A 23,348-nucleotide genomic window follows, 5' to 3' on the forward strand; every position below is an offset into this window, starting at 1 on the left:
CCCGCGGGTTTTGGTTTTCAAGAACACCGAGTCCAGCCCCCCATGAGTGCAGATCACACCCCTTCCAGTCCCGAGCAACAGCCCCACGCCACGGCGGCAGGCGACGGTTACGGCGAGGGCGCCATCCAGATCCTGGAAGGCCTGGAAGCGGTGCGCAAGCGCCCCGGCATGTACATCGGCGACACGTCGGACGGCACCGGCCTGCACCACCTGGTGTTCGAGGTGGTGGACAACTCCATCGACGAGGCGCTGGCCGGGCACTGCGACGACATCGTCGTCACCATCCACACCGACAACTCCATCAGCGTGGTGGACAACGGGCGCGGCATTCCCACCGGCATCAAGTGGGACGACAAGCACGAGCCCAAGCGCAGCGCGGCCGAGATCGCGCTGACCGAGCTGCACGCCGGCGGCAAATTCAACCAGAACAGCTACAAGGTCTCGGGCGGTTTGCACGGCGTGGGGGTGAGCTGCGTCAATGCCCTGAGCAAATGGCTGCGCCTGACGGTGCGCCGCGACGGCAAGGTCCATACCCTGGAGTTTGCCAGGGGTGTGGTGCAAAACCGGCTGCTGGAAACGGTGGATGGCATCGAGGTGTCGCCCATGAAGGTGATCGGCACCACCGAGAAACGCGGCACCGAGGTGCATTTCCTGCCCGATACCGACATCTTCCAGCAGAACCACGATTTCCACTACGAAATCCTCTCCAAGCGGCTCCGTGAGCTCAGCTTCCTGAACAACGGCGTGCGCATCCGCCTGAAGGATGAACGCACCGGCAAGGAAGATGACTACTCCGGCGCCGGTGGCGTCAAAGGTTTCGTCGAGTTCATCAACGCCGGCAAGAAGGTGCTGCACCCCACGGTGTTCCATGCCATCGGCACACGCCCTGCCGATAGCTATGGCGGCATCCCCGGCACCGAGATCGGCGTCGAAGTGGCCATGCAGTGGAACGAGAGCTACAACGAAAACGTGCTCTGCTTCACCAACAACATTCCGCAGCGCGACGGCGGCACCCACCTGACCGGCCTGCGTGCGGCCATGACGCGCGTGATCGGCAAATACATCGCCGACAACGAGCTGGCCAAGAAAGCCAAGGTGGAGGTCAGTGGTGACGACATGCGCGAAGGCCTGTGCTGCGTGCTGTCGGTCAAGGTGCCCGAGCCCAAGTTCAGCAGCCAGACCAAGGACAAGCTGGTGAGCAGCGAGGTGCGCGCGCCGGTGGAAGACATCGTGGCCAAAGCGCTGACCGAATACCTGGAGGAGCGTCCCCACGACGCCAAGATCATCTGCGGCAAGATCGTCGAAGCCGCCCGCGCCCGCGAGGCCGCGCGCAAGGCCCGGGAAATGACGCGCCGCAAAGGCGTGCTCGACGGCATGGGCCTGCCCGGCAAGCTGGCCGATTGCCAGGAAAAAGACCCGGCGCTGTGCGAGATCTACATCGTGGAGGGCGACTCCGCGGGCGGCAGCGCCAAACAGGGCCGCGACCGCAAGTTCCAGGCCATCCTGCCCCTGCGCGGCAAGATCCTCAACGTGGAAAAGGCCCGCTACGAAAAGCTGCTGTCCAGCAACGAAATCCTCACGCTGATCACCGCGCTGGGTACCGGCATCGGCAAAGCCAGCGCGGCCGATGAATACAACCCCAAGGCCAAGAGCGGCGCCGACGACTTCAACATCGACAAGCTGCGCTACCACCGCATCATCATCATGACCGACGCCGACGTGGACGGCGCGCACATCCGCACCCTGCTGCTGACCTTCTTCTACCGCCAGATGCCCGAGCTGGTGGAGCGCGGGCACATCTACATCGCCCAGCCGCCGCTGTACAAAGTGAAGGCCGGCAAGGAGGAGCTGTACCTCAAGGACGCCGCTGCCCTCGACGCGTTTCTGCTGCGCATCGCGCTCAAGGATGCGAAAGTCGCCACCGGTGGTGCGGCCAACACCGTGCTGGAAGGCGAGACGCTGGCCGAGCTGGCGCGCAAACACCAGGTGGCCGAAAGCGTGATCGCGCGCCTGAGTAACTTTATGGACGCCGAGGCCCTGCGCGCCGTGGCCGATGGCGTGGTGCTCAACCTCGACGACATGGAACAGGCCGCCGCCAGCGCCGCGGCCCTGCAAGTCGCCTTGCGCGAACTGAACACCACGGGCGTGCCGGCCGAGGTGGCCGCTGAATTCGACGTGCGCACCGACAAGCCCATCCTGCGCATCAGCCGCCGCCACCACGGCAACGTCAAGAGCAGCGTCATCACGCAGGACTTCGTGCACGGTGCCGACTACGCCGCGCTGGCCGAAGCCGCCAACACCTTCCGCGGCCTATTGGGCGAAGGCGCCAAGGTGATGCGCGGCGAGGGTGACCGGCAGAAAGAGGAAAAGGTGAGCGACTTCCGCGAAGCCATGCGCTGGCTGATCGGCGAAGCCGAACGTTCCACGACCCGCCAGCGCTACAAGGGCCTGGGCGAGATGAACCCCGAACAGCTCTGGGAAACCACCATGGACCCCGAGGTGCGCCGCCTACTGCAGGTGCGCATCGAAGACGCCATCGAGGCCGACAAGGTGTTCACCATGCTCATGGGCGACGAGGTCGAGCCGCGTCGCGACTTCATCGAGACGAATGCACTGCGGGCGGGGAATATCGATGTGTGAGTGATGCTGTAGCCGAACGCATAAGGTAAGCAATAGGCTTTGGGAAAATCAATGAGACCGAGCCCGGCAAGTTGTGGGCCCGTGAGCGGCCGCTGAGCCAGCGCTGGTGCGGCTGGCGGCGACCGGATGACTGCTGGATTCAGGATCACTGCCCCTGCGCCAGCGCAAAACCCCGCGCACCGTCGAACGTGCAGAGGTTTTCGGTCTTGATGAAGTCGATGCCTTCGGTGGCCAGGGCGCTCATCAGGGCCACCAATGCCGTATGCGGCAAGGGTTCGTTTGTGGACGAGACGAACCGGCAGCGCCAGTGATCGGTACAGAAGGTTTCAGGGAAGCCGCCCGGCCAGACCTTGACGCCCCGGTTCGTGATCACCTGAAGCTCCAGTCCCGACGGTGTGCAGGCCTTCAGTTGATCGGCGAGCGTTTCGGGCCGGGTGTGGGCGGCGTGGATGAAGACGTCGATACCCACCAGCGCTTTCTGTGCGGTCGGCTGCGCCTTGGGTGCGGACATGGCGGCAGAGCCGGGCATTTTCACTTCGCGGGTCTGCGCGTAGCTCACGGGTTTCATCTTCTGCGGCACGTTGCCCAGCCGGTCGATCACGGCATCGGCAAAGTCCATGCTGCCGAACGGGCGGGCGATGCTCAGGTGGCTGTGCAGTTCGGCGGTGTGTACGCCGTCCTCGATCGCGCTCAGCCACGCATTGTGGATGCGCTCGGCCGCCTCGGCCTGGCCGATGTGCACCAGCATCATCACCGCGGCCAGCAGCAGGCCCGAGGGGTTGGCGATGCCTTTGCCCGCGATGTCGGGTGCGCTGCCGTGGATGGCTTCGAACATGGCCACATGCTCGCCGATGTTGGCGCTCGGCGCCAGCCCGACAGAGCCGGTGAGTTCGGCTGCGATGTCGGAGAGGATGTCGCCGTACAGGTTGGGCGTGACGATCACATCGAACAGGTCGGGCCGGGTGGCCAGGCGGGCCGCCCCGATGTCGATGATCATGTGGTCGGTCTGGATCTCGGGGTACTCGGGCGCGATTTCGTCGAAGACCTTATGGAACAGGCCGTCGGTCATTTTCATGATGTTGTCTTTGGTCATACAAGTGACCTTTTTGCGCCCGTTGGCCCGTGCGTACTCGAAAGCGTAGCGGATGATCTTCTCGCACCCCGGGCGGGTGATGAGCTTGAGGCACTGGAAGACCTCGTCGGTCTGGCGGTGCTCGATGCCGGCGTACAGGTCTTCCTCGTTCTCGCGGATGATGACGAGGTCCATCTTGGGGTGCAGCGTCTTCACGTACGGCGCATAGCTCACGCACGGCCGCACGTTGGCGTATAGGCCCAGCGTCTTGCGGATGGTGACGTTGAGGCTCTTGAAGCCGCTCCCCTGTGGCGTGGTGATCGGGGCTTTGAGGAACACTTTGGTGCGGCGTAGGCTCTCCCAGGCCTCGGGGGCGATGCCCGAGGTGTGCCCAGCCAGATACTGCTTCTCGCCGATCTCGATGAATTCCGGGGTGATGGCGGCACCGGCGGCTTCCAGTACACGCAGGGTGGCCTCCATGATTTCGGGGCCGATGCCGTCGCCTTTGGCCACGGTGATGGGGACTGCTTGTGACATGTCTTTGCTCCTGTTGTGTGGATGGGTGATGGCAAGTTTGCAAGAAAAAGTCATTGGTAAAAAATGATTTGTTTTTTAGAATTACATAGGTTTTAATCTATGAGTAAATTCCGCCTCCCCAAAGCCACTTTCAACCAGTTGCGCACGTTCGAGAGCGTGGCGCGCCTGGGGTCCATCACCCAGGCGGCGCGCGAATTGCACCTGACGCAACCCACGGTCACGGTCCAGATCCAGGAGCTGCAAAACGCCCTGGCCACCGCTCTGATCGAGCCGGCCGGGCGGGGCATCCGCATCACTGAGGCCGGGCGCCGGCTGCAACAGGCGGCCACCGACATCTTCGGGCTGTGGCGGCACTGCGAAGACGATCTGCATGCCCTGCGCGGGCTGGAGCGCGGGCTGCTGCGCATCGCGGGCGTCACCACCACCGAATACTTCATCGCGCATTGGCTGCAGCGCTTCGCGCAGCGCCACCCGGGCATCGAGGTGGACCTGTCGGTGGACAACCGGGACCGCATCATCCAGCGCTTGCAGGACGAACGCTGTGACCTCGCCGTGATGATGATGCCGCCGCCCACGCTGGAGCTGGACACGCTGGATTGCCTGGACAACCCGCTGGTGGTCATCGGCCCGACAGGCCACCCCTGGGCTGGGCGGCGCAAGGTGCCGGTCAAGGCGCTCAACGGCGTGCCCTGGCTGACGCGGGAGCCGGGTTCGGGCACGCGGCTGGCTGTGGAGCAGCACCTGAGCCATCTGGGCGTGCAGCCGCAGGAACGCATGACGCTGGGCAGCAACGAGGCCCTCAAGCACGCGGTGGCGGCGGGCATGGGGTTGGCCGCACTCTCGCGCCACGCGCTGAACCGCGACCCGGCGCAAGAAGGCCTGGCCGTGCTGCCGGTGACGGGCTTTCCCGTGCGCCGCCAGTGGAAGCTGGTGTGGCGGCGCGACCGCCGCCTGGCCCTGCCGGCCCAGGCCTTCATCGACGAGGCCCGACAGATCCTGAGCGAACTGGCGGCCTGAGGACTGAACCTCTGGCCCTGGGCATACTCTGAGCCACATCCCCATTCCGGAGACCATCCCATGAAACCCGAAGAACAACGGGCCTTGCTCGGCATTCTGGTGCAGGCCGCTCTGTGCGACGGCCAGAAGGTCGACAGCGAGCGGCAGTTCATTCGTGAACTCGCGCAGCAGCTCGACGCCACAGCAGCCTCGACCCACCTGGCCCAAGCGGTGCAGGATGCCCTGCTGCAGCGGGTCACGCTGGCGCAAGCAGCGCAGGTTCTGTCCAACCCGGCCCACCGCCAGCTCGCCTACGAATGGGCCGTGGCCGTGTGCGACGCCGACGGCCTGACCAGCACCGCAGAGAAGGACTTCCTTCTCCAGCTGAAGGCGCAGCTTGGCCTGAGCGCCGATGCTGCCGTGGCCGATACGGAAACCCAGACCCACGCGGTGGCCGCAGCCGCTCATGCGACCGTGCAGAATGCCCCGGTCGTGGACTCTGCCGCCCTCGACCAAATGATCCTCAACTACGCCATTCTCAACGGGGCATTGGAGTTGTTGCCGCAGTCCTGGGCCTCGGTGGCCATCATTCCGCTGCAGATCAAGATGGTGTATCGCGTCGGGAAGGCGCATGGCGTCACGCTGGACCAGGGGCATATCCGGGAATTCATCGCGACGGCCGGGGTGGGGCTGACTTCGCAGTATGTGGAGCAGTTCGGCCGCAAGCTGCTGGGTGGGCTCGTCGGCAAGGCGGGAGGGCGGCTGCTGGGTGGGCTTGCCGGGCAGGCCACCGGCATGGCGTTTTCCTTCGCAACCACCTACGCCCTCGGGCATTTGGCCAAGCGCTACTACGCGGGCGGCCGGGTGATGTCCACCGAACTGCTGCGTCAGACCTATCAAGGCCTGCTCGGTCCCGCCAAGACGCTGCAGCAACAGCACCTGGGGGACATCCAGGCCCGGGCGCGTAGCCTCGATGCCACTGAGGTGATGCGCCTCGTTCGGAGCTGAGCCTCGTAAAATCGGATTTTTGTCGCTTACAACCCCCAAGAGGCTTTCTCATGGCGCTCGTTTCCCTGCGCGAACTGCTCGACCACGCGGCCGAGCACGGCTACGGCATTCCGGCTTTCAACGTCAACAACCTGGAGCAGGTGCAGGCCGTCATGGCCGCCGCCGACGAGGTCAATGCCCCGGTGATCCTGCAGGCCAGCGCCGGCGCGCGCAAGTATGCCGGCGAGCCTTTCATCAAGCACCTGGTGCAAGCTGCCTGTGAGGCCTACCCGCACATTCCGGTGGTGATGCACCAGGACCATGGCCAGAGCCCGGCGGTGTGCCAGGGCGCGATCGACCTGGGCTTCAGCTCGGTGATGATGGACGGCTCGCTACTGGAAGACGGCAAGACCCCCGCCAGCTTCGACTACAACGTGGAGGTGACCCGCCGCGTGGTGGAGATGGCGCACCGTGTGGGCGTGTCGGTCGAGGGCGAGCTGGGCTGCCTGGGCAACCTCGAAACCGGCGAGGCCGGCGAGGAAGACGGCATCGGTGCGGAGGGCAAGCTCGATCACAGCCAATTGCTCACCGACCCCGAGGAGGCGGCCGTCTTCGTGAAGGCCACGGGCCTGGATGCGCTGGCGATTGCCATCGGCACCAGCCACGGCGCCTACAAGTTCAGCCGCAAGCCCACGGGCGACATCCTGGCCATTTCCCGCGTGAAGGAAATCCACGCCCGCATTCCCAACACGCACCTGGTGATGCACGGCTCCAGCAGCGTGCCGCAGGAACTGCTCGCGCTCATCAACCAATACGGCGGCCAGATGAAGGAAACCTACGGCGTGCCGGTGGAAGAGATCCAGGAAGCCATCAAGCACGGGGTGCGCAAGATCAACATCGACACCGACATCCGCCTGGCCATGACCGGCGCGGTGCGCAAGTTCCTGGCCGAAAACCCCGACAAGTTCGATGCCCGCGAATGGCTCAAACCCGCCCGCGCGGCGGCCCAAGCCGTGTGCAAGCAGCGCTACCTGGATTTCGGCTGCGAGGGCCAGGCCGGCAAGATCAAGGGTTATTCCTTGAGCGAAATGGCCGCCAAATACGCGCGCGGCGAACTGGCGCAGGTGGTGAACTGAAATGGTGTCGGCCCTGCACACCTCCGCCCTCAAATCCCTGCCCCTGCTCGCGCGCGGCAAGGTGCGTGACAACTACGCCGTGGGCGACGACCGCATCCTCATGGTGGCCACCGATCGCATCAGCGCGTTTGATGTGATCATGGGCGAACCCATTCCCGGCAAAGGGGAGCTGCTGACGCGGCTCAGCCTGTTCTGGTTCGACCTGCTGGGCCCCAAGGGGCAGAACATTTGCCCCATCCACCTCACCGGCCAAGACCCCGAGAGCGTGGTGAGCGACGCCGAAAAGCCCCTGGTGCGCGGCCGCTCCATGCTGGTCAAGCGGCTCAAGCCGATTCCGGTCGAAGCCGTGGTGCGCGGCTACCTGGCCGGCAGTGGCTGGAAGGAATATCAGGAAAGCCGCAGCGTCTGTGGCGTGCCCCTGCCCGAGGGCCTGAAGAACGCCAGCAAGCTGCCCGAGCCCATCTTCACCCCGGCGGCCAAGGCCGAGATGGGCGAGCACGACGAGAACATCACCTTCGAGAAGACGGTGGAGTTGATCGGCCCCGAGCTGGCCGCCAAGATCCGCGACATCTCCATCCGCCTGTACCAGGCCGCCGCCGCGTATGCCGCCACCAAGGGCATCATCATCGCCGACACCAAGTTCGAGTTCGGGCTGGACACCGATGGCACCCTCGTGCTCATGGACGAGGTGCTGACGCCCGACAGCTCGCGCTACTGGCCGGCCGAGCGCTACGCCGAAGGCAGCAACCCGCCCAGTTTCGACAAGCAGTTCCTGCGCGACTGGCTGGAAACCGCCCATGTGGATGGCCGTCTCTGGAACAAGACCGCGCCCGCGCCGCGCCTGCCACGTGAGGTGATCGAACAGACCGCGGCCAAGTACCAGGAAGCCCTCAAGCGCTTGTTGGGCTGAGCATCTACAATCGATCCATGCCGCTGACCTCAGCCCAACGCCGCTTGACCGCATGGTGTGCCCTGTGGTCGTTGCTGCTGGGTGCTTTGCTGCCTGCCGTGGCTCAGGCGGCGTGGCCCACGCCAGATCGGTCCGACTGGATCGAGATCTGCACCAGCACCGGCATGCTCTGGGTGAAGGCCGAAACGAGCCAGGCCAAGCCTGATCCCGCTACGGCCCAGTGGGCGGGGATGCCGTGCGCCTACTGCCTGTCAGGCCATGGCGGCGCCGCGCTGCCGCCAGAAGCCTCCCGGCCAACGTTCGCGGTGCCTCCACTTCGGGAGCGCCCACCCACGCAGCTGCTGGCTGCTTGCGCGGAGCCACACTGGCCGGGCGCGCATGCCCGCGCTCCACCGCTCACGGCTTGAGCCGGCGTCCGCCTGAGCCGGTCGTTCTCGGGCATCTGTGGCTTTCCCTTTTCCTGTGCGACCGAGCGCCCGACCGCTTGCGCGCGGGTCATTGACCGGGGCCTTTCCCGTTTGTTTCTTCAAGGAGATTTTCATGAAACGACTTATCATTTCTGCCCTTTTGGCGATCACGGCCCAGGCCTGGGCGCAGGTGCAGATCACCGTCGAAGACGCCTGGGTGCGTGGCACGGTCGCACAGCAAAAGGCCACTGGCGCCTTCATGCGCCTGACCCCTTCGGCGAATGCGCGGCTGGTGGAGGCCAGCTCGCCCGTGGCCGGCGTGACCGAAATCCATGAAATGGTCATGGAGAAAGACGTGATGAAGATGCGCCAGATTCCGGGACTGGACCTGCCCGCCGGCCAAACCGTCGAACTCAAGCCCGGTGGCTACCATGTGATGCTCATGGACCTGAAGCAGCCACTGCAGCCGGGCCAGAGTGTGCCTATCACCCTGGTGTTTGAAGATGCCAACAAGCTGCGGTTCACCCAGCAGATCGAAGCCCCTGTCAAGGCCCTGGGCGAAGGCCATGCCCCCATGTCACACGGCCATGGCTCCAAAGGTGGGCATAAGCACTGACCTGTGCATTCATGCGCCTGACGAAGCGGCACCAGCGCATCACCACATGGTTCGCCATGTGGTTGTTGCTGCTGGGCGCTTTGATGCCACTGGGCTCTCAGGCCCTCGTTCAACTGCAGGGGGGCGGTGACTGGGTTCAGGTTTGCACCAGCACCGGCATGGTGTGGGTGAATCCGAACCAGGATTCGGGCGATGACGCCAGCGTTGCGCCCGACACCGAGGCCAGTGGCTTGTATTGCTTCTGGTGTCTGGCGAGCCCGTTTGGCAAGGCGCTACCCCCCGCGCAGTCAGCCCCAGGGCTGGTGCGCGCGCATTTTGCAGGCACTCTTCCGCCGCTACGGGCACCCCCATTCACCGACTCCATCTGGGCCGTCTCTCAGCCCAGGGCGCCTCCACTGCACGACTGACCCCTTCGTGTTTCGTGGGTCGGGAAACCCCCGTGTGTGTTTCCCATGGATGGAGTCATCTCATGTCTTCTCGTTTCAATTCATCGAGCACCTACGCCGAGGTTGCCCGGCAATCGGTGCTGTTTCATGCTCAGGATAGCGGGCCCGTCTGGCGCTTGCTCAAAGGGTGCCTACGGCTGGACCGGGTCATGGGCTCGCAGAGGCAACTGGTTCAGCTGGCCTTGCCGGGTGACTGGCTGGGTCTCGAAATGCTCACGGCCGGCCGCTACCAGTTGCAAGCCCAGGCCTTGACAGACTGCGTGGTGGAGCAGACCACTGTGGATGTTCATGACACGCACATCTGGGCGCGGGCATGGGCACAGCAACAGCAGCGTCATGTGCACATGACCCAGCTTCGCACCGGCAAGGTCGCCGGTCGGGTCGAGTACCTGCTTGAACTGCTGGACCTGTCAGACGCCCAGACGTGTTCAGCGGGCGGGCATCTTCCGCCGCTGCGCGAAATCGCCGAGGTGGTGGACGCCACCGTGGAAACCGTGTGCCGAACGCTGTCCAGACGGTCTGCTCGCTCATGCCCGGCGCCCTCACTGAAAAGCACGTTCTCGACCCCGCACCTGTCCAGGGTGTGGGCACAGGGCCACTGGGTCCAACCGGCGGCTGGCATGGCCTGAGGGCAATGCACATGATCAGACTCATTCTGAGCATCTGCCTGTTGGCCGTCCATTTTGCTGGCCATGCGCATGGTTTTCGGGTCGGCGAGCTGCGTATCGACCACCCCTACGCCACGCCCTCGCGGCCAGGCGTGCAAACCGGCGCCGTGTACTTTCGCAGCCTGGACAACCGCGGGCGCACGGCCGACCGTTTGCTGTCGGCCAGCACGCCCGTGGCAGAACGCGTCGAAATCCACCAGATGCACATGGATGGAGACATCATGCGCATGAGGGCCGTGCCCGACCTGGAGCTGCCCGCCAGAACCGCGGTGCAGATGCGCCACCACACGCCCAACGGCCACCACCTGATGCTGCTGAACCTCAAGGTCCCGTTGAACGATGGGGACCGTTTCCCCCTGACCCTGCACTTTGAAAAAGCCGGGTCGTACACGGTGCAGGTGTGGGTGCAAACACCGCGCGATGCCGATCACCAACACCAGCATTGACCTTCACCTCAACCCAAAAGGCTCCCCTATGAAAACCCTCCTCACCCTCTCTGTGGCTGCTTGCGCCGTCTGCTTGGCCGCTTGTTCGTCGACGCCGCCCCAAGCCACCACGCTGTCCGTCGCCATCCCTTTCGCGGCCGAGATCAACGGCCAGCCTTTCGCCTGTGGTCAGCAGTATGGGCCCATCGGCACCACCGCATCCACCATCACCCCCATGGATTTCCGCTTCTATGTGAGCAACGTGAAGCTGATCGACGAGCAAGGCCGCGCGGTGCCCGTTCAACTGACACAGGATGGCATGTGGCAGTTGGGGGCACTGGCCCTGCTGGATTTCGAAAACGGCCAGGGCCCTTGCCGCAATGGCACGCCCGCGGTGAACACCACCGTTCGTGGCACGGTGCCCGCCGGCAACTACCAGGGCATCGAATTCACGCTGGGCGTGCCCTTCGAGCAGAACCACGGAGACCCGACCACCGCTCCTGCACCGCTGAACAGCACGGCGATGTTCTGGAACTGGCAGGGCGGCTACAAGTTCCTCAAGTTCGACACCACCAGCGCCGGCCTGTCACCTGAGAAACCTGGCGCACCCAGCCCACAGGGGCCAGTCACTCGCTATGCGGTGCATCTGGGCAGCACGGGTTGCACCTCTGCAGGCAGAACCGTGGCGCCCGCAACGCCTTGCGCCAACCCCAACACCGTCACCGTGCGCTTTGACCGTTTCGATTTGAGCAAGCAAACCATCGTGGCCGATATGGGTCGCATACTGGCGGGGGCCAATGTGGACGTGAACGCCCCACAGACCTCCCCCGGGTGCATGAGCTTCAGCAATGACGCCGATTGCCCGCCCGTCATGGCCGCCCTGGGCCTGGCCTACGACGGCACACCGGCGCCTGCCGCAGGCCAGCAACTGTTCTCGGTTCGCTGATGGGTGGAGGCCGACATGTGGATGTGGGGCAAACGGATAACCGTCGCTTGGCTGATGGGCGTGACCAGCACACTGGCCGCCAGCACCTTCGACTGGGGCCTGCCCGCCTGGGTACCCGAACCGGTGGTGCCAGCCGACAACCCCATGTCTGCGGCCAAAGTGGAACTGGGGCGCCACCTGTTCTACGATCCGCGCCTGTCGGCCAACCAGCAGATGGCCTGCGCCACCTGCCACCACCAGGACAAAGCGTTCACCGATGGGCTGGCCCGCTCGCCCGGCATCACCGGCGAGTCTGCCCCCAGAAATGCCCAAAGTCTGGCCAATGTGGCGTACATGCCGGTGCTGACGTGGGCCAACCCATTGCTGACGGAACTGGAGGTGCAGGCACTCATACCCCTGTTTGGCGAGCATCCCGTGGAGATGGGGATGGCCGGCCGCGAACAGGAGCTGTTCGAGCGGCTGGGTGCAGACCCCCAGTACCAGAGGCTTTTCCGGGCGGCTTTTCCTGCAGAGGCCCAACAGGGTGCCCAGGCGCTGTTCTCACTGTCGACGTTGACCAAGGCACTGGCCGCCTTTCAGCGCACGATGCTGTCTTTCGACAGCCCGTACGATCGCTACCGCTACGGGGGGCAGCCCGACGCGATCAGCCCCGCCGCCAAGCGGGGTGAGGAGTTGTTTTTCAGCGAACGCATGGAGTGCTACCACTGCCACGGCGGATTTCTGTTCAACGACAACATCCGGCACAGCCGCCTGCCGTTTCCGGAACTGGGCTTTCACAACACGGGCCTCTACAACACCGACGGCCGGGGCAGCTACCCCAAGGGGCACGAGGGGCTGCAGGAGATCACCGGTCGGTCCGACGATCATGGCCTGTTTCGCACCCCCAGCCTGCGCAACGTGGCGGTGACGGCGCCCTACATGCACGACGGCTCCATTCCCACGCTGGTGGATGTGATACGCCAGCACTATTCGGTGGCAGGGCGAGCCACGGTGGAGGGGAAGGGCACCAATCCGCTGCGCAGCGCCCTCATTGAAGGGTTCGATGTCACCGATGATGAAATCAACGATCTGGTGGCGTTTCTGGAGTCATTGACCGATGCCGATTTCTTGACCCGGAAAAGCTTGGCCAACCCGTTTCAGCAACAACCCTGAGATTGCCTGCTCAATAGCTCAACGTTCGTGCCTTGCCCCAGAACACCCGATACATGAAGACCGTGTAAGCGACGATGACCGGCACCGTAAGCGCCACCCCCGCGAAGATCACCACGAGCGAGGGGGTGGCCGCGGCGGCTTCGTACACCGTCATCTGCCCGATCACCACATAGGGGTAGAGGCTGTACGCCAGGCCGAAAAAGGCCAGCACGAAGATCAGCACCGTGTTGGCGAACACCAGCCAGCCGTAGCCGGCCTGGACCACGGAAGCGCGGCCAGTGACCCAGTGGATGGCCACCAGGGCCAGCACGCTCATCAGCGGCACGGGCAGCAGCATGAACAGCTCGGGCACGGAGAACCATTTGTCCCATACCTGATCGCTGATCAGCGGCGTGGCCAGCGAAATGGCGAACAGCGTACCGGCCATGGGCCACAAGGCACGCCGCGCCCAGGTGACGGCGTGGTCGCGCAAGGCACCGTCGGTTTTCATGATCAGCCAGCCAGCACCCAGCATCACGTACGCGGCGGGCAGGGTCAGGGCAATGCATAGGCTGAATGCCCAGCCCAATGCACTCTGGTCGAAGCCGGTGATGTAGCTGCCCAGCATCCAGCCCTGAGCCGCGCTGGCCAACAGCGAGCCGCCGAAAAAGGCGCGGTTCCAAAAAGGCTTGTAGCGCAGTGGGGCCTTGACGCGGAAATCGAAGGCCACGCCGCGCAGGATGAGGCCGATCAGCATCACGGCCACGGGCAGATACAGCGCTTGCAGCACCACCCCGTGCGCTTTGGGGAATGCCACCAGCAACACGCCTATGCCCAGGACCAGCCAGGTTTCGTTGGCGTCCCAGAACGGGCCGATGCTGGCGATCATGGTGTCTTTTTGCGCGTCATTGCCCAGAGGCAGCAGCAGACCTACACCCAGGTCGTAGCCATCGAGCACCACGTAGGCGAGCAGCGCCAGCCCCATGATGGCCATGAAGAACAGCGGGAGGAATTCGGCAAATGTCATGTCAGGCTCCGGCTTTGCCCAAGCTGGCGTCGGCGGGTGGGGTGATGCCCGCTGGATTGGGGTGTTCGGCCATGTGCTTCAGCACGCCAATGTAGGTCACCAGCAGCAGGCCATAGACGATCACATAAGCGGCGAGTGTGGTGCCCACATGCGCTGGCGCAATCTGTGTGACCACGTCGGCGGTGCGCAGCAGCCCATACACGATATACGGTTGGCGGCCGATCTCGGTGACGTACCAGCCAGCCAGGGTTGCCACCCAGCCGGAAAACGTCATGCCCGCGAGCACCCAGAGCAGGGGTGGCGACAGCCTGGTGCTGGGCTCGCGGCGCTGTGGCCACAACTTCCAGGCAGCCCAAGCAGCGACCAGCAGCATGAGCGTGCCCACGCCCACCATCACGCGGAAGGCATAGAACACCGGCGCCACGGGGGGGTGTTCGCCCATGAAGTCGTTTAGACCTTTGAGCTCGCCCTCCCATTCGTGGGTGAGGATGAGGCTGGCAAGCTGGGGCACCTTGACGGCGTAGTGGGTGGTGCGGGCTTCCTCATCGGGGATGCCAAACAGCGTCAGGGGGGCGCCGCGCTGGGTTTCCCAGATGCCCTCCATGGCCGCCACCTTGGCCGGTTGGTGCTCCAGGGTGTTGAGGCCGTGCAGGTCGCCGGCCAAAAACTGCACAGGCATGGCCACCACCGCCACGGCTACCGCCGCCCGCAGGGCCTTGTGCGTGCCGCGGGTGGCGGTTCCCTTGAGCAGTTGCCAGGCACACAGCCCCGCGATCAGGAACGACGCCGTCAGCGCCGACGCCAGCAGCTTGTGCGCCAGCCGGTAAGGGAAAGACGGGTTGAAGACGATGGCCAGCCAGTCCACCGGGACGAACTCGCCGTTGACGATCTCGTAACCGACCGGCGTCTGCATCCAAGAGTTCAGACTCAGGATCCAGAACGCCGACAGTGTGGTGCCGATGGCCACGAACAGCGTGGCTGCGAGGTGCACCCGTTCGCTCACACGCCCCCGACCGAACAGCATGATGCCCAGGAAGCTGGCTTCCAGGAAGAAGGCGGTCAGCACTTCATAGCCCAGCAATGGGCCGGCAATGTTGCCGGTGCGCTCCATGAAGCCGGGCCAGTTGGTGCCAAACTGGAAACTCATCACGATGCCCGAGACCACGCCCAGCGCGAAGGTGAGCGCGAACACCTTGGTCCAGAAGTAGTAGGCCTCTTCCCATGCGGGATCGCGCGTCTGCACGAAGCGGATGCGGAAAAACAGCAGGAACCAACACAGCGCGATCGTGATGGTGGGAAACAGGATGTGAAAGCTCACGTTGAGCGCGAACTGAATGCGCGACAACAGCAGGGTGTCGAATTCCATGCAGAGTCTCCGGAGGTCAATGTGCCGACGCGCTGGCCGCCGACCGGGAGGTCGGCGGACGTGTGCCCTTGCCGGTGAGCCGGTCCTTGAATTCCAGCACCTTCGAGACCTTGGCGCCCATGTCGAGCAGCTGGCGGGCGGTGTCGGGTGAGAGCTTCTGCACCTCGTCGAACCAGTTCATGAGCTGCTCGATGAGCTCATGCATTTCCTTCATGCGCCGCTGCGCGTAGGCTTCGTCCTCGCTCGCGGGGGTCTGCATCAGTGCCGCGCGCAGCATGCTCTGGGTGGGTTCCACCTCGCGCCGGCGGCGTTGCTCGGCCAAGGTGTGGAAGATTTCCCAGACGTCCTGCGGCGCTTCGAAGAACTCGCGCCGGTCCCCCGGGAAGTGGCGAAGTTTCACCAGCTGCCAGGACTGCAGCTCCTTGAGCCCCATGCTCACGTTGGAGCGGGAAAACGCCAGCGCTTCGGCGATCTCGTCGGCGCACAAGGGCCGGCGCGACACGAACAGCAGCGCATAGATCTGACCCACCGTGCGGTTGATGCCCCAGCGGCTGCCCATTTCGCCGAAATGGTGGATGAAGGACTGGGTGAGTGGGGTGATGTCCATGGAGTTCCGAATTTTCAGAAATTTCTGAAATTCTAGGAATTATGGAAATCCCATTCCATCCTCAGGGGCTTTGCCCTTGGCGACGGGGCTCAGAGTCGCTCACCCCAGCGGCTGACCTGAAAACAACTGCCAGCCCCAGAAGGCGCACACGCCAAGCACAACCAGAATGGCCAGCCAGAGATGGTTGTGTTTGACCGGGCTGGGGCCGTTGCCTGGCAGACGGCCTGTGATCATGGGCATCGCCTGATTCTGGCGGCGGATCAGGCTGAGCAGGGCGATCAACCCCATGTGAGCCAGCACCAGGGCCAAAGTGGTATTGGCTGCCAGTTCGTGCAGCTCTTCCAGCCATTCGCCTCCGATCCAGTCGCCCCAGTCGTTGTAGGTGGCATGGCCGGTGAGCGCCAGTGGGCACACGAGCAGGAGGATGAGGCCGATGGTCAGCGCCATGCCGGCCTGGGGCGCCTGTTTCCAGACCGATGCCTGCAGACCTCGGGTGGTCCACAGGGTGCGCGGCCATTGCAGCGCGCCCGTGACTTTGCGCCAAAGGACCGACAGCCGGACCTGGCGCGGGCCGACCAGACCGTACAGCAGCCGGAACAGCAGCAGGCCAGCGAAGGTGTACCCCAATGTGACGTGCAGCAGGCGCCAGTACTCGCTTTCTGCCGTCAGATAGGCACCCACGAAACTGAGCGCGAACAAGGCGTGAAAGGCGCGGGTGGGCGCATCGGTGACGAGCCGCCCGCGGGAACCCGGGGGCACTTGGGAACGGCTGGGGGCAGTGGCATGCACAGGGGTGGAGGGGGTGATCATCATGAGCTCCTGTGGGTTCAGTGTTTCCAGGCCCGTTGCTGCCGGGCCGTCAGCCCGGCGGGCATGCGCAGGCTGTCGTCATCGAAGCGTCCCTGGTCGGCACCGATGTGACAGGCGGCACAGTTCGCCGCGCTTTTCACGCTGGGCAAGGTCATGACCTGGGGGTCGATCTCGCGGTGCTTGCGTATGAACCAGGCCGATCGGGTGATGCGGTCTTCGGGCGGCTGTTCGGCCACGCGCTTGTAGGTGCCCGCGTGGGCCTGCAACCAGCCGGAGAGCTGCTCAACGGTGGCCATGTCGAGCGATGCATCGGTGCCGTAGTGCTTGTCCAGGTTCGACATCAGCCGTTTCCAGGACGCCGCTGGCAACATGCCCGGGGGGTAAGCCGTGTGGCAAGCGGCGCATTCCTGGGTATAGGCTTGGGGTACGACGCGTGGCATGAGCGGGCCGCTGTCGGCCAGAGCGTTCAGCGCTGGCAGCAGCCAGAGGGCACCAGCCATGAGGATGCGGGTGCAAGTCGGTGTGAGGGCAGGGATGGTCATGGGTGGGCTCCAGAAACGGGCGTTGCATCAGCGAACCTGAAGCAGGTAAGCGAGCACATCGGCTTTTTCCGCCGCGGTGCATTCGCGCGACAGCACATCCGAGCAGTTGCGCTTGAACCACTTGTTGACCTTGGCGGTGTCGGTGAAGGCCTGGGGATTGAACGCCGGGGCGAGGGGCGCGAGGGTCTTGCCCGTGCTGGCGTGCTTGCCGTTGGCACGCGGGGGGGAACCATGGCAGCTGGCACAAGACCACTCTGCGCCATGGCGCGACTCGAAAAAGCGCTGCCCTCTGGCGGGATCACCGGGTTGGCCTGCGGCTGCGCTCCAATGGGAGAGTTGCTGGGCGGGGGTCGTGTCGGCGGCGTATGTTCCCGGGGCAGCACACAGCAGGGTCAGCATCAGGCTGGCGGATAGGTGGGCACGTGGGCGCATGTTCGGACTCCGGTGTGTGGACATGGCTTCAGTGTGCGCCGCTCCACCTGAACCGGTTCTGAAGGCGCTGTTCATCCGGCGTTCAGCTTGGCCGGTGCATCATGTCGGCATGAAAAGGTGGCTGCTGATGGCATTCTTGGCCGGCGTTGGCATGGCCCCGCCGAGCCACGCCGATGACGACCACAACCGGGCGCGCTCGGCCGTGGTGGCGGGCGACATCCTGCCCTTGAAGAAGATCCTGGAACAGCTGGACAGCCAGCGGAGCGGACAGGTGATGGAGGTGAAGCTGGAAAACGAACGCGGGGCATGGGTGTACGAGATCCGGCTGCTGCAACCCGATGGCCGCCTGGTCAAGCTCGAGGTCGATGCCCGAAACGGCCAAATCCTGCGGGAACGGGTGCGTGACCGCGACCGCCGCTGATAACCTACGGCCATGAGACTGTTGCTTGTGGAAGACGAACCGTCGCTGCGCCGGCAGTTGCACGCCGCACTGGAAGCAGCGGGCTATGCAGTCGATGTGGCCGACAACGGGCAGGATGCCTGGTTGCTGGGCGACGTCAACCCCTACGACGTGGTCGTGCTCGACCTGGGGCTGCCGGTGTTGGACGGCATCACGGTGTTGAAACGCTGGCGTCAGTCGGGCCGGCACATGCCCGTGATGATCCTGACGGCGCGCGACAGCTGGAGCGACAAGGTGGCCGGGATCGATGCCGGCGCCGACGATTACCTGGCCAAACCCTTTCACATGGAGGAGTTGCTGGCCCGACTCAGGGCGCTCATCCGGCGACAGCAAGGGCATGCATCGGCCACGCTGTCGTGTGGCGATGTGGTGCTCGATACGCGGACCGGGCGGGTCACCCGGGGCGGCGAGCCCGTCGCCCTCACCAGTCACGAATACCGCGTGCTGGCCTACCTGATGCATCGAGCGGGCAGCGTGGTGAGCCGCACGGAGCTGACCGAACACATTTACGCGCAGGACTTTGATCGCGACTCCAACACCATCGAGGTGTTCATTGGCCGGCTGCGCAAGAAACTGTCACCGGACCTGATCGAAACCGTTCGCGGACTGGGTTACCGGCTGGTGCAGCCATGAGCGCATGGGCCCGTTCGCTGCGACTCCGCGTCGGCGTGATCACGCTGATCACGCTGAGCCTGGCCTTGGTCGCCGCCCACTGGTGGTTGAGCGAGCAATTCAGCAAGCATCTGACGCACCAATTCGACCAGGCACTGAGCTGGCAGCTCGACCAGGTGACCGCACGGCTGGTGTTTGATGAGGCCGGACAACCCGCGGTGCCGGCCGGCGCGCTGTCTGACCCTCGATGGGACAAGCCGTATTCGGGGCTGTACTGGCAGATCGACCGCATGGACACAGCCAGCCAGGTCCGCCAGGTGGTGCTGCGCTCCCGCTCCCTGTGGGACGGCGCGCTGTCTCTGGACATCGATGCGCTGACGGATGACGACATGCATGCCCATGCCGACATCGGGCCCAATGGCGAAACCCTGCGGGTGATCGAAAGAACCCTGCGAAACCCGGATGTTCCTGGGTATTCATGGCGAATCATGGTCGCCTCGGACACCCGCTCCCTGGTGGAGGCCATGGACGATTTTCGGGGCGTCCTGGCGGCCTCGCTGCTGGGCCTGGGGCTGTTGCTGGCAGCCGCTGCATGGGCCCAGTGGTCGGTGGGTCTGGCACCGCTGCGCCGGCTGCAAAAAGCCGTGGACGAACTCCGCCAAGGAGCCTCCAGACAACTGAAAGGCGAATTCGCCTCTGAGGTGCAGCCGCTGGTGGATGACTTCAACCAGGTGATCCGGCAGCATGACGCCTTGCTGGAGCGGGCCAGGGCGCAGGCCGGCAACCTGGCCCATGCCCTGAAGACGCCCCTGGCCATCATCGGCAACGCCGTCAAGACGGATGCCGCCTTCCCACAGGCGGGGTTGATCCGGGAGCAGCTGGATGTGGCCCAGCGCCAGATCGGATGGCACCTGGCCAGGGCGCGAGCCGCCGGCTCCATGCAGACCCCCGGGGTGAGCACACCGCTCGCGCCGCTGCTCGGCGGCCTGCTGAATGCGATGCACAAACTGCACGCCGAGCGAAGCATCGAGGTTCACATGGACGATCCGGGTCCGCAACTGTGCTTTGCCGGCGAGGAGCAGGACTTGCGGGAAATGCTGGGGAACCTGTTGGACAACGCCTTTCTGAGCGCCCGACGGGCGGTGTGGGTGAGCGCAGACGTGCAGGCAGGCCGTCTGCGGATCACCATTGCGGACGATGGAAAGGGCATCGCGCCCGATCAGCAGCCGTTGGTGCTGGAACGGGGCATGCGCCTGGACGAGTCGCGGCCCGGCCATGGACTGGGCCTCGCGATCGTGCGGGAACTGGCCGCGCTGTATGAGGGGGAACTGCGTCTGGGGCAGCGCGAAGGCGGCGGCCTCAGCGCCACCCTGACGCTGCCCGCCACCTCACACCCCTGAGGCCAGAAAGCCCTCTCAGGCCTTCTTGGCGTAGGCCGTGCACCAGCCTTTGCCGGCCACCTGCTTGCCGGGGAAGATGCCACAGGCTGCGGCGGCGTCGGTTGCCTTGCCTTGGTACAACACACAGTTGCTGCATTGTTGTCCTTCCTTGTACTTGGCATGCTTCACTTGCGTTGCATCGGCCTTGTAGTTGAGATTGACCGCCATGGGATCGGTTTCAGCGACCATGGGCATGCCGGCCGCCTTCGCCACAGAGGCCAAGGCCATTGCACACGAAGTGGCAGCCACATTCATCATGAACACACGTCTTTGCATAGTCATTGCACTTTCTCCATCAAAAAAACCGACGACCGATGCCAAGCCCAGGTCACGGCCCAGCAGATCAGGGCCGTCCAGAGGGTATGGCTGGGGTAATGGGCACCTCGCAGGGTCTGGGCCACACCGAACAACACACCCGCCACGACGAAGGTGGCGAGCACACAGCGGCCTATCCGGCGATCCCCCGCGCGGGGGCTTTCCAACCAGGGCCAAGCCAGCGCCAGGAATGCAAAGCCGGTGGAGGCATGCCCGCCCGGAAAACAGCGCCCGGGCCCGCCATCGGCGGTGAACCATTGCCAGTGAGAGACGTAATGTGCCACGCCACCAAATGCCTCCAGATCCCACGGGCAGCTGGTCTGACTGCTGCTCTTCATCAGGTTGACGGCCAGCAACGCCAGCAGCGAGCCGCTGATGGCTTCGAAACGTTGCAAGCGTGACAGGTGCCGGATCGGCCCCCAAGGCAGCAGAGCCGACATCACTGCCATGAGAAGGATGGCGTAGGACAGCTGACGGGCCCGGTCGTGCAACACTGTTTCGAGCCAGAATGCGTGCCGCAGGGGGAAGCCCGTGTCACTCGCCAGCCATGACATGACCACCTGGTCAAGCCCGGAAACATCCCACAGCAGGGTCAGAAACAGACAGGCCAGGAACCACCGCCATTCTCGCGAAACGGTCGGCCACGCAGTGGGTGCTGACGCAGGTAACATGTGGTGGATTGGACGCCACGAACATTAATGGAACGTTAAGTCGCCCCCCGCGCCTACACTACCGTTTGCATGGACCCCTCCAGGAGGCAGACCCGATGCGGGTGCTGATCATCGAAGACGACCCCGGCATAGCGAATGGACTCGGCCTGACCCTGAAACAGGCCGGTTACGCTGTGGACATGGCCCCCACGCTGGCTCTCGCCCGGGCGGCCCTGGCGACGGAACGCTTCGATCTGATCCTGCTGGATCTCGGCATGCCGGACGGGGATGGGCTCGACTGGTTGCGGCAGCTGCGTCGGCAGGGACATGCGACGCCCGTCCTGATCATGACGGCCCGTGACGGGTTGCCCGCCAGGGTGCAGGGGCTCGATGAGGGAGCAGACGACTACCTGGTCAAGCCGTTTGCTCCCGAAGAGCTGCTGGCCCGCATGCGCGTGGCGCTGCGCCGCAGCGAGGGCCGTGCCCAGCCGACGATCCGCCACGGCGAGCTCAGCATCGATCCGGCGGCCCGAACGGTTCATCGGGCGGGAACCGCGGTGATGCTGCGAGCCAAGGAATTCGATCTGCTCATGGTGCTGGTTCGCTCGGCCGGGCAGGTCGTCACCCGGCAAAGGCTGGAAGAGGCGCTTTACAGTTTCGACGAGCCGCTGGAAAGCAATGCACTCGACGTGCACATTCACCACCTGCGGCGCAAGCTCGGCAACGACCTCCTGAAAACGGTGCGCGGCGTCGGCTACTTTGTGCCGCGGCCCGGAGAGGTGGCATGAACACCACGCGCCGGCGGCGCTGGCTGTGGCGATATTTGTGGGGGTGGACGCTGCTGGTCGTGCTGCTGACATGGACGGGCCTCGGCGGCATTGCCTACACCACTGGCCTGCACGAGGCCCAGGAAATCACGGATGGGCACCTGAAGTCCGCGGCCGAACTGCTGTTGCGGATCAAGGCCTTGGGCGTAGGCCCACCATCGCTTCCCGCCCCGGCTCGCATCGGGCCACCCTCGTCGGAGGATCGTTATGCCAGTGACCTGCATGTGGTGGCCTGGGAAAACGACCGCCTGACCTGGGACACGCACCACATGGCCGCCCGTCTGCCCCCGACCTTGGTGGATGGCCATCACACCCTGGTGTTGGCCAACGACGGCAACGTTCAGACCTGGCGGCTGTTCGTGACGACCGATGCATCTTTGCCCGGCTGGAAGCGCCGGGTGGCGGTGATGACCGACACCGTGAGGCATCATGCGCTGGCCCTGGACATGGCCGAACACATCGTCAGGCCAGCGATCATCTTGTTTCCGCTCACGGCGCTGCTGCTGATCTGGGCCATCCGGCGTGGCCTCAAGCCGCTGAACCAGCTGTCGGCCGATATGGCGGGACTGGATGTCAGAGCCGGCAAGCGACTGGAGGGCCGGCAGGCTTTTGTGGAGCTGGAGACCACGGTGCAGGCCATACACCACCTGGTCGATCAGTTGCAGCATCAATGGGCCAGGGAACGCCAATTCAATGCCGACGTGGCGCACGAAATGCGCACTCCCCTGACATCGGCGGTGCTGCAGGCCCACATTGCCCGCTTGGCCGAAGACCCCGCGCAAAGAGAGCAGGCGCTCCAGCAGCTGGAAGCCGATGCCTTGCGAGCCGCGAACATCCTGACGCAGTTGCTCGAGCTGGCGCGAGCCGAGCAATCGAGCATGGCTCAAGCAGGCGTGGTGGACCTATGTGCCCTGGCCAGAGACGTCTGCACACGGCACCAGGGGCTGGCACACGAGTGGGGGCAGACGCTGTCGCTGAAGATACCCGATGAAGCGGTGCAGGTGCCCGGCCATGCCGCGCTGCTGGAGCTGGCCCTGCGCAACCTGATCGACAACGCCCTGCGCCACAACCCCCGAGGCACGCATGTAGAACTGAGCGTGATGGTGCTGCCTGATGGCCGGCGGGCCGTGTCGGTTTGCGACGATGGCGTGTTCCGGCCCGAGGGTTCCGAGCGAAGCGGCATGGGCGTTGGCTTGACGTTGGTCAGGCGGATTGCTGACGCACAGGGAGCCGTCCTCGAGCACGACACGGCACAGGCACCGTTTCGCACGCGCTTTGCACTCACTTGGCCGGCATCCGATGCGCGTTAATGTTGCGCTAACGGTCGTGGGACAGACTCGCGGC

At 64.6% G+C, this 23,348-nt stretch carries 26 protein-coding genes; 17 read left to right on the plus strand and 9 right to left on the minus strand.

Annotation, left to right across the window (positions count from 1 at the left end; all coding sequences use genetic code 11):
- Positions 1 to 42 precede the first annotated feature (42 nt).
- Complete coding sequence (gene gyrB / locus HZS63_RS04750) at positions 43 to 2,640, plus strand: DNA topoisomerase (ATP-hydrolyzing) subunit B (RefSeq protein WP_180682914.1); 2,598 nt, start codon at positions 43 to 45, stop codon at positions 2,638 to 2,640.
- A 145-nt stretch (positions 2,641 to 2,785) separates the two neighbouring features.
- Here the strand turns inward: gyrB and HZS63_RS04755 are convergent, their stop codons facing one another.
- A complete protein-coding gene (locus HZS63_RS04755) occupies positions 2,786 to 4,249 on the minus strand; it encodes an NADP-dependent isocitrate dehydrogenase (protein ID WP_180682915.1) in 1,464 nt (487 codons plus the stop codon).
- A 99-nt stretch (positions 4,250 to 4,348) separates the two neighbouring features.
- Here HZS63_RS04755 and HZS63_RS04760 point away from each other — a divergent pair, with 99 nt between their 5' ends.
- The 11 genes from HZS63_RS04760 (at position 4,349) to HZS63_RS04810 (ending at position 12,938) form a co-directional block, all read left to right on the plus strand.
- Positions 4,349 to 5,266 carry a LysR substrate-binding domain-containing protein gene (locus tag HZS63_RS04760; RefSeq protein WP_180682916.1) on the plus strand — a complete coding sequence of 306 codons (918 nt, stop codon included), beginning with the start codon at positions 4,349 to 4,351 and terminating at the stop codon, positions 5,264 to 5,266.
- Between the two features lie 60 nt (positions 5,267 to 5,326).
- Positions 5,327 to 6,253 (plus strand): YcjF family protein, encoded by a 927-nt coding sequence (locus HZS63_RS04765; protein WP_180682917.1) that lies wholly within the window; start codon positions 5,327 to 5,329, stop codon positions 6,251 to 6,253.
- 50 nt (positions 6,254 to 6,303) lie between these two features.
- Positions 6,304 to 7,368, plus strand: a complete 1,065-nt coding sequence (gene fba / locus HZS63_RS04770) for a class II fructose-bisphosphate aldolase (protein ID WP_180682918.1) — start codon at positions 6,304 to 6,306, stop codon at positions 7,366 to 7,368.
- Position 7,369: 1 nt separating this feature from the next.
- Positions 7,370 to 8,278 carry a phosphoribosylaminoimidazolesuccinocarboxamide synthase gene (locus HZS63_RS04775; protein WP_180682919.1) on the plus strand — a complete coding sequence of 303 codons (909 nt, stop codon included), beginning with the start codon at positions 7,370 to 7,372 and terminating at the stop codon, positions 8,276 to 8,278.
- 17 nt (positions 8,279 to 8,295) lie between these two features.
- Positions 8,296 to 8,685: a DUF2946 family protein gene (locus HZS63_RS04780; protein ID WP_180682920.1), complete on the plus strand. Its 390-nt coding sequence runs from the start codon at positions 8,296 to 8,298 to the stop codon at positions 8,683 to 8,685.
- A 133-nt stretch (positions 8,686 to 8,818) separates the two neighbouring features.
- Positions 8,819 to 9,301, plus strand: a complete 483-nt coding sequence (locus HZS63_RS04785; protein WP_180682921.1) for a copper chaperone PCu(A)C — start codon at positions 8,819 to 8,821, stop codon at positions 9,299 to 9,301.
- 11 nt (positions 9,302 to 9,312) lie between these two features.
- Positions 9,313 to 9,708: a DUF2946 family protein gene (locus HZS63_RS04790; RefSeq protein WP_180682922.1), complete on the plus strand. Its 396-nt coding sequence runs from the start codon at positions 9,313 to 9,315 to the stop codon at positions 9,706 to 9,708.
- 62 nt (positions 9,709 to 9,770) lie between these two features.
- Positions 9,771 to 10,376: a Crp/Fnr family transcriptional regulator gene (locus tag HZS63_RS04795; RefSeq protein ID WP_180682923.1), complete on the plus strand. Its 606-nt coding sequence runs from the start codon at positions 9,771 to 9,773 to the stop codon at positions 10,374 to 10,376.
- A gap of 11 nt (positions 10,377 to 10,387) precedes the next feature.
- Positions 10,388 to 10,861: a copper chaperone PCu(A)C gene (locus HZS63_RS04800; protein ID WP_246316163.1), complete on the plus strand. Its 474-nt coding sequence runs from the start codon at positions 10,388 to 10,390 to the stop codon at positions 10,859 to 10,861.
- Positions 10,862 to 10,889: 28 nt separating this feature from the next.
- Positions 10,890 to 11,786, plus strand: a complete 897-nt coding sequence (locus HZS63_RS04805; RefSeq protein ID WP_219339092.1) for an MbnP family copper-binding protein — start codon at positions 10,890 to 10,892, stop codon at positions 11,784 to 11,786.
- 15 nt (positions 11,787 to 11,801) lie between these two features.
- Positions 11,802 to 12,938 (plus strand): methanobactin export MATE transporter MbnM, encoded by a 1,137-nt coding sequence (locus tag HZS63_RS04810; protein ID WP_180682925.1) that lies wholly within the window; start codon positions 11,802 to 11,804, stop codon positions 12,936 to 12,938.
- A 10-nt stretch (positions 12,939 to 12,948) separates the two neighbouring features.
- On the opposite strand, the gene HZS63_RS04815 is transcribed toward HZS63_RS04810, so the two are convergent.
- The 6 genes from HZS63_RS04815 to HZS63_RS04840 form a co-directional block, all read right to left on the minus strand.
- Positions 12,949 to 13,944: a cytochrome d ubiquinol oxidase subunit II gene (locus HZS63_RS04815; RefSeq protein WP_180682926.1), complete on the minus strand. Its 996-nt coding sequence runs from the start codon at positions 13,942 to 13,944 to the stop codon at positions 12,949 to 12,951.
- A gap of 1 nt (position 13,945) precedes the next feature.
- Positions 13,946 to 15,310, minus strand: coding sequence for a cytochrome ubiquinol oxidase subunit I (locus HZS63_RS04820; RefSeq protein WP_180682927.1), 1,365 nt, complete (start codon positions 15,308 to 15,310; stop codon positions 13,946 to 13,948).
- Between the two features lie 16 nt (positions 15,311 to 15,326).
- Positions 15,327 to 15,917, minus strand: coding sequence for a GbsR/MarR family transcriptional regulator (locus tag HZS63_RS04825; RefSeq protein WP_180682928.1), 591 nt, complete (start codon positions 15,915 to 15,917; stop codon positions 15,327 to 15,329).
- Between the two features lie 99 nt (positions 15,918 to 16,016).
- Positions 16,017 to 16,727, minus strand: a complete 711-nt coding sequence (locus tag HZS63_RS04830) for a cytochrome b/b6 domain-containing protein (protein ID WP_246316165.1) — start codon at positions 16,725 to 16,727, stop codon at positions 16,017 to 16,019.
- Between the two features lie 17 nt (positions 16,728 to 16,744).
- Positions 16,745 to 17,227: a diheme cytochrome c gene (locus tag HZS63_RS04835; protein ID WP_246316182.1), complete on the minus strand. Its 483-nt coding sequence runs from the start codon at positions 17,225 to 17,227 to the stop codon at positions 16,745 to 16,747.
- 69 nt (positions 17,228 to 17,296) lie between these two features.
- Positions 17,297 to 17,701 (minus strand): DUF1924 domain-containing protein, encoded by a 405-nt coding sequence (locus HZS63_RS04840; RefSeq protein WP_180682931.1) that lies wholly within the window; start codon positions 17,699 to 17,701, stop codon positions 17,297 to 17,299.
- 109 nt (positions 17,702 to 17,810) lie between these two features.
- Here HZS63_RS04840 and HZS63_RS04845 point away from each other — a divergent pair, with 109 nt between their 5' ends.
- From HZS63_RS04845 to HZS63_RS04855, 3 genes are read left to right on the plus strand one after another with little or no spacing between them, the layout of a single operon-like run.
- The gene (locus tag HZS63_RS04845) at positions 17,811 to 18,122 is read left to right on the plus strand and encodes a PepSY domain-containing protein (RefSeq protein ID WP_180682932.1); all 312 of its coding nucleotides are present in this window, start codon (positions 17,811 to 17,813) and stop codon (positions 18,120 to 18,122) included.
- A gap of 12 nt (positions 18,123 to 18,134) precedes the next feature.
- The gene (locus tag HZS63_RS04850) at positions 18,135 to 18,794 is read left to right on the plus strand and encodes a response regulator transcription factor (RefSeq protein WP_180682933.1); all 660 of its coding nucleotides are present in this window, start codon (positions 18,135 to 18,137) and stop codon (positions 18,792 to 18,794) included.
- Entirely contained in the window at positions 18,791 to 20,173 is a 1,383-nt protein-coding gene (locus HZS63_RS04855) for a sensor histidine kinase (RefSeq protein ID WP_180682934.1), read from the plus strand. Before HZS63_RS04850 ends, HZS63_RS04855 begins: the two co-directional genes overlap by 4 nt.
- 15 nt (positions 20,174 to 20,188) lie before the next feature.
- Here the strand turns inward: HZS63_RS04855 and HZS63_RS04860 are convergent, their stop codons facing one another.
- Both HZS63_RS04860 and HZS63_RS04865 read right to left on the minus strand, forming a co-directional pair.
- Positions 20,189 to 20,494, minus strand: a complete 306-nt coding sequence (locus tag HZS63_RS04860; RefSeq protein WP_180682935.1) for a high-potential iron-sulfur protein — start codon at positions 20,492 to 20,494, stop codon at positions 20,189 to 20,191.
- On the minus strand, positions 20,491 to 21,081 hold the full coding sequence (locus HZS63_RS04865) for a phosphatase PAP2 family protein (protein ID WP_246316166.1): 591 nt from the start codon (positions 21,079 to 21,081) through the stop codon (positions 20,491 to 20,493). The genes HZS63_RS04860 and HZS63_RS04865 overlap by 4 nt, the downstream gene beginning before the upstream one ends.
- Positions 21,082 to 21,293: 212 nt before the next feature.
- Between HZS63_RS04865 and HZS63_RS04870 the strand changes: the two genes are divergently transcribed.
- A complete protein-coding gene (locus tag HZS63_RS04870) occupies positions 21,294 to 21,965 on the plus strand; it encodes a response regulator (RefSeq protein WP_180682936.1) in 672 nt (223 codons plus the stop codon).
- Complete coding sequence (locus HZS63_RS04875; RefSeq protein WP_180682937.1) at positions 21,962 to 23,314, plus strand: histidine kinase dimerization/phospho-acceptor domain-containing protein; 1,353 nt, start codon at positions 21,962 to 21,964, stop codon at positions 23,312 to 23,314. The genes HZS63_RS04870 and HZS63_RS04875 overlap by 4 nt, the downstream gene beginning before the upstream one ends.
- Positions 23,315 to 23,348 lie beyond the last annotated feature (34 nt).

The organism is Tepidicella baoligensis (assembly GCF_013432195.1).
In the GTDB taxonomy this organism is placed as follows: domain Bacteria; phylum Pseudomonadota; class Gammaproteobacteria; order Burkholderiales; family Burkholderiaceae_C; genus Tepidicella; species Tepidicella baoligensis.

Coding starts and splice junctions, on each gene's coding strand:
- gyrB (WP_180682914.1), top strand. CDS start 43: ATGAGTGCAGATCACACCCCTTCCAGTCCCGAGCAACAGCCCCACGCC.
- HZS63_RS04755 (WP_180682915.1), bottom strand. CDS start 4,249: ATGTCACAAGCAGTCCCCATCACCGTGGCCAAAGGCGACGGCATCGGC.
- HZS63_RS04760 (WP_180682916.1), top strand. CDS start 4,349: ATGAGTAAATTCCGCCTCCCCAAAGCCACTTTCAACCAGTTGCGCACG.
- HZS63_RS04765 (WP_180682917.1), top strand. CDS start 5,327: ATGAAACCCGAAGAACAACGGGCCTTGCTCGGCATTCTGGTGCAGGCC.
- fba (WP_180682918.1), top strand. CDS start 6,304: ATGGCGCTCGTTTCCCTGCGCGAACTGCTCGACCACGCGGCCGAGCAC.
- HZS63_RS04775 (WP_180682919.1), top strand. CDS start 7,370: ATGGTGTCGGCCCTGCACACCTCCGCCCTCAAATCCCTGCCCCTGCTC.
- HZS63_RS04780 (WP_180682920.1), top strand. CDS start 8,296: ATGCCGCTGACCTCAGCCCAACGCCGCTTGACCGCATGGTGTGCCCTG.
- HZS63_RS04785 (WP_180682921.1), top strand. CDS start 8,819: ATGAAACGACTTATCATTTCTGCCCTTTTGGCGATCACGGCCCAGGCC.
- HZS63_RS04790 (WP_180682922.1), top strand. CDS start 9,313: ATGCGCCTGACGAAGCGGCACCAGCGCATCACCACATGGTTCGCCATG.
- HZS63_RS04795 (WP_180682923.1), top strand. CDS start 9,771: ATGTCTTCTCGTTTCAATTCATCGAGCACCTACGCCGAGGTTGCCCGG.
- HZS63_RS04800 (WP_246316163.1), top strand. CDS start 10,388: ATGATCAGACTCATTCTGAGCATCTGCCTGTTGGCCGTCCATTTTGCT.
- HZS63_RS04805 (WP_219339092.1), top strand. CDS start 10,890: ATGAAAACCCTCCTCACCCTCTCTGTGGCTGCTTGCGCCGTCTGCTTG.
- HZS63_RS04810 (WP_180682925.1), top strand. CDS start 11,802: ATGTGGATGTGGGGCAAACGGATAACCGTCGCTTGGCTGATGGGCGTG.
- HZS63_RS04815 (WP_180682926.1), bottom strand. CDS start 13,944: ATGACATTTGCCGAATTCCTCCCGCTGTTCTTCATGGCCATCATGGGG.
- HZS63_RS04820 (WP_180682927.1), bottom strand. CDS start 15,310: ATGGAATTCGACACCCTGCTGTTGTCGCGCATTCAGTTCGCGCTCAAC.
- HZS63_RS04825 (WP_180682928.1), bottom strand. CDS start 15,917: ATGGACATCACCCCACTCACCCAGTCCTTCATCCACCATTTCGGCGAA.
- HZS63_RS04830 (WP_246316165.1), bottom strand. CDS start 16,727: ATGATCACCCCCTCCACCCCTGTGCATGCCACTGCCCCCAGCCGTTCC.
- HZS63_RS04835 (WP_246316182.1), bottom strand. CDS start 17,227: ATGGCTGGTGCCCTCTGGCTGCTGCCAGCGCTGAACGCTCTGGCCGAC.
- HZS63_RS04840 (WP_180682931.1), bottom strand. CDS start 17,701: ATGCGCCCACGTGCCCACCTATCCGCCAGCCTGATGCTGACCCTGCTG.
- HZS63_RS04845 (WP_180682932.1), top strand. CDS start 17,811: ATGAAAAGGTGGCTGCTGATGGCATTCTTGGCCGGCGTTGGCATGGCC.
- HZS63_RS04850 (WP_180682933.1), top strand. CDS start 18,135: ATGAGACTGTTGCTTGTGGAAGACGAACCGTCGCTGCGCCGGCAGTTG.
- HZS63_RS04855 (WP_180682934.1), top strand. CDS start 18,791: ATGAGCGCATGGGCCCGTTCGCTGCGACTCCGCGTCGGCGTGATCACG.
- HZS63_RS04860 (WP_180682935.1), bottom strand. CDS start 20,494: ATGACTATGCAAAGACGTGTGTTCATGATGAATGTGGCTGCCACTTCG.
- HZS63_RS04865 (WP_246316166.1), bottom strand. CDS start 21,081: ATGTCATGGCTGGCGAGTGACACGGGCTTCCCCCTGCGGCACGCATTC.
- HZS63_RS04870 (WP_180682936.1), top strand. CDS start 21,294: ATGCGGGTGCTGATCATCGAAGACGACCCCGGCATAGCGAATGGACTC.
- HZS63_RS04875 (WP_180682937.1), top strand. CDS start 21,962: ATGAACACCACGCGCCGGCGGCGCTGGCTGTGGCGATATTTGTGGGGG.